This is a genomic window from Pseudomonas sp. CG7, assembly GCF_023701885.1.
In the GTDB taxonomy this organism is placed as follows: domain Bacteria; phylum Pseudomonadota; class Gammaproteobacteria; order Pseudomonadales; family Pseudomonadaceae; genus Aquipseudomonas; species Aquipseudomonas zanjanensis.
The window spans coordinates 1-3282 of record NZ_JABAEE010000162.1; the positions used below are offsets into that span (position 1 = coordinate 1).

At 60.5% G+C, this 3282-nt stretch carries 6 protein-coding genes; 4 read left to right on the plus strand and 2 right to left on the minus strand.

What is annotated here, in order from left to right; translation table 11 throughout:
• Positions 1-306 (plus strand): DUF6124 family protein (locus HGO40_RS30290; protein ID WP_250966035.1); only part of this gene is annotated, 306 nt, incomplete at its 5' end.
• Positions 307-584: 278 nt separating this feature from the next.
• Here the strand turns inward: HGO40_RS30290 and HGO40_RS30295 are convergent.
• Positions 585-1091 (minus strand): L,D-transpeptidase family protein, encoded by a 507-nt coding sequence (locus HGO40_RS30295; RefSeq protein ID WP_250966036.1) that lies wholly within the window; start codon positions 1089-1091, stop codon positions 585-587.
• Between the two features lie 41 nt (positions 1092-1132).
• On the minus strand, positions 1133-1684 hold the full coding sequence (locus HGO40_RS30300; protein ID WP_092205380.1) for an NUDIX hydrolase: 552 nt from the start codon (positions 1682-1684) through the stop codon (positions 1133-1135).
• Positions 1685-1830: 146 nt separating this feature from the next.
• Between HGO40_RS30300 and HGO40_RS30305 the strand changes: the two genes are divergently transcribed.
• Genes HGO40_RS30305 through HGO40_RS30315 form a run of 3 tightly spaced genes read left to right on the plus strand, consistent with a single transcriptional unit; the run spans position 1831 to position 3178 of the window.
• A complete protein-coding gene (locus tag HGO40_RS30305; protein ID WP_250966037.1) occupies positions 1831-2430 on the plus strand; it encodes a CoA pyrophosphatase in 600 nt (199 codons plus the stop codon).
• A 17-nt stretch (positions 2431-2447) separates the two neighbouring features.
• The gene (locus HGO40_RS30310; RefSeq protein WP_250966038.1) at positions 2448-2972 is read left to right on the plus strand and encodes a gamma carbonic anhydrase family protein; all 525 of its coding nucleotides are present in this window, start codon (positions 2448-2450) and stop codon (positions 2970-2972) included.
• Entirely contained in the window at positions 2969-3178 is a 210-nt protein-coding gene (locus HGO40_RS30315; RefSeq protein WP_250966039.1) for a DUF1289 domain-containing protein, read from the plus strand. The genes HGO40_RS30310 and HGO40_RS30315 overlap by 4 nt, the downstream gene beginning before the upstream one ends.
• Positions 3179-3282 lie beyond the last annotated feature (104 nt).

Below are 3282 nucleotides of genomic sequence, written 5' to 3' on the forward strand. Positions count from 1 at the left end.
GACTACGCCCCCGACAAGCTGAAAGAAGCCGCTCACCGCGCGATGGATCATTACCTCAAACCCGACGACAGCGAACCAGAACCCCAACCCTCGGTGCAGTTGTTCACCGTATCGGACAGCGTTGACACCGAAACCCTGCTAGCCAACCTCAGCGAAACCCTGGCCTCGGCCAATGCAGTACTTAGCGACCTCATCTTTGATTTGGACGGCTCACGGCGGCATGTGGCGTCGGGGGTGGCGCAAATGATCGAACTGGGGACGTTGCTGGCGAACAAGGCCTTGGACCGGGTTGAGCTTCGGACTTGATGCCGTAGTTGCCGGCCTCATCGTCTGATCGCCGCTCGGAGCAGACTCGCTCCCACAGTGGTTTCGTGTCGTTGACAAATATGCCAATCGACATCGAACCCTGTGGCGAGGGAGCTTGCTCCCGCTGGGCTGCGAAGCGGCCCTGAAACCTGACAGCGCGGTGTGTCAGGCAGATCGAGTTGACTGCTTTGGGGTTGCTTCGCAACCCAGCGGGAGCAAGCTCCCTCGCCACAGAAACGCCCTATCCACAGAAGCTTCTCACCAAAAGAAAGTGGGGGCTACGGGCGAATCTCGATCATCGTCCCATCCGGCACCAGGTTCCACACCTCACGCATGTCCACATTACGCATGGCAATGCAGCCGTCGGTCCAGTCCAGGGTGTGGAACAACTGCTCAGGGTTCTCTTCCGAATCCGGGGTGCCATGAATCATGATCATGCCACCCGGTTCAACGCCCTCGCGACGGGCGCGGGCGGCGTCGCTGATGTTGGGGTAGGAGATGTGCATCGACAAATAGAACCGGTCACTGATCTTGCGCCAGTCGATCCAATAGAAACCCTCGGGGGTACGCTTGTCGCCCTCGATCAGCTTGGGGCCTTTCTTGGCGCCCTTGCCCAGGGAGATGCGATAGGTCTTGAGGGGCTTGCCGTCGTTGATCAATTGCAATTGATGGGCGGACTTTAGCACCAGCACTTTTTCGATGACCTTGCCGTTGTAGGTGCCCACGGCAGCGGCTTGGGACACAGCGGTAAACGACAAGCAGAACAGGACAAGCAACCAGCGCATTGAAACGATATCCCTAGAGGTGTCGCGGCTATATTGGATTTTCAAGTATTGGCAGGCTGGGCCAGCGGCGGTATCGACTCGGATCGCACCGGATAGTCTTCGGCTCGCCGATCAGCGTAGAAGTATTCTAGGGTACGGCCCACTGTGCGGAAAGCCAGCTCGTCCCAGGGAATGTCGGCCTCTTCGAACAGCTTCACTTCCAGGCTTTCGGGCCCGGCGGCGAAATCCTCGTCCACCAGCTCGGCGCGGAAGAATACATGGACTTGGCTGATATGCGGGACGTCGATCAGCGTATAGATGCTCAGGTTACGCACCCGGGCGCAGGCTTCCTCGGCGGTTTCGCGCACCGCGGCCTGCTCGACAGTTTCGCCGTTCTCCATGAAGCCCGCTGGCAGTGTCCAATAACCGCGCCGTGGCTCGATGGCGCGTCGGCACAACAGGACCTTGCTGCCCCAAGTCGGTACACATCCGGCAACGATATTGGGGTTCTGATAATGGATGGTATGGCAAGTGTCACAGACAAAGCGCAGTCGCGAGTCGCCCTCGGGTATGCGCTGGGTCACCGGGTTACCGCACTGGCTGCAGAATTTCATGCTTGGATTCCTGGAGGCTGCGCCTATCTTGGCGTGTACGGGGCGGTATCGGCAAGTTGTCGTTTCGCGACATGACGCGGTCCGGGGCTTGGGCCGCTTGCGTGATTGGTGCATGATGCTAGGCAGCGAATAAATCGAGAAGTCTCATGCTGGACGAGCTACTGCATCGAGTAACCAACCACACGCCGCGCGATCTGGAGACCGATCGGCGTTTCCCTGAAGCGGCGGTGCTGGTGCCGATCACTCGCAGTGATGAGCCGGAGCTGGTACTGACCCTGCGCGCCAGCGGTCTGTCGACCCACGGCGGCGAAGTGGCGTTCCCCGGCGGACGTCGAGACCCGGAAGACCCCGACCTGATTTTCACCGCCCTGCGCGAAGCGGAAGAGGAAATCGGCCTGCCCCCCGGCCTGGTGGAGGTGATCGGTCCCCTCAGTCCACTGATTTCGTTGCATGGAATCAAGGTCACGCCTTACGTCGGCGTGATCCCGGATTACGTCGAATACCAAGCCAACGACGCCGAGATCGCCGCAGTGTTCAGCGTGCCGCTGGAGTTTTTCCGCAAGGATCCGCGCGAGCACACCCACCGCATCGACTACCAGGGCCGTAGCTGGTACGTGCCCAGCTATCGTTTCGAGGGTTACAAGATCTGGGGGCTGACAGCGATCATGATCGTCGAGTTGGTCAACCTGCTGTACGACGCCGATATCGACCTGCATACCCCGCCAAAGAGTTTCATCAATACCTGATGCCCCCGAGGATTCCCATGAAATACCGCCTGGGCGATGCCCGTGTCGAAACCCATCCACAGAGCTGGGTCGCGCCCAACGCCACGCTGGTGGGCAAGGTCCGCCTCGAAGAGGGCGCCAATGTCTGGTTCAACGCCGTGCTGCGCGGTGACAACGAACTGATCCTGATCGGCAAGGACAGCAATGTGCAGGACGGCACGGTGATGCACACCGACATGGGTTATCCACTGACCATCGGCACCGGCGTGACCATTGGCCACAACGCCATGCTCCATGGCTGTACGGTAGGCGACTACAGCCTTATCGGCATCAACGCGGTGATCCTCAACGGCGCGAAGATCGGCAAGCACTGCATCATCGGCGCCAACGCGCTGATCGGCGAGAACAAGGAGATTCCCGACGGCTCGCTGGTGATGGGCTCGCCCGGCAAAGTGGTGCGCGAATTGACCGAGGCCCAGAAGAACATGCTCGTGGCCAGCGCGGCGCACTATGTGCACAACGCCCAGCGCTACGCCCGCGACCTGGTCGAGCAGGAACCATGAGCGCCATTGAGCGCCCGGTGCCGTCGCCCTGCGTGAATATCTGCGCGCTGGACGATGACGACATCTGCACCGGCTGCCAGCGCACCGTGGCCGAGATTACCCGTTGGAGCCGAATGGATAACGAGGAGCGACGCGCGGTTTTGGGGTTGTGTCATGAACGGGCCAAGGCCAGTGGGTTGGTGTGGATGTTGCCGGCGAGGCGGTGATATCCACTTGTGAACACAAACCCCTGTGGGAGCGAGCTTGCTCGCGATAGGGGGGGGCCCTAGTAACAAGGGCGCCGCACCAGCACCGCGATACGGAGGCAGAC

Excerpts from the sequence above, each read along its gene's own strand:
- HGO40_RS30295 (WP_250966036.1), bottom strand. The coding sequence starts at position 1,091 with ATGCGCTGGTTGCTTGTCCTGTTCTGCTTGTCGTTTACCGCTGTGTCC.
- HGO40_RS30300 (WP_092205380.1), bottom strand. The coding sequence starts at position 1,684 with ATGAAATTCTGCAGCCAGTGCGGTAACCCGGTGACCCAGCGCATACCC.
- HGO40_RS30305 (WP_250966037.1), top strand. The coding sequence starts at position 1,831 with ATGCTGGACGAGCTACTGCATCGAGTAACCAACCACACGCCGCGCGAT.
- HGO40_RS30310 (WP_250966038.1), top strand. The coding sequence starts at position 2,448 with ATGAAATACCGCCTGGGCGATGCCCGTGTCGAAACCCATCCACAGAGC.
- HGO40_RS30315 (WP_250966039.1), top strand. The coding sequence starts at position 2,969 with ATGAGCGCCATTGAGCGCCCGGTGCCGTCGCCCTGCGTGAATATCTGC.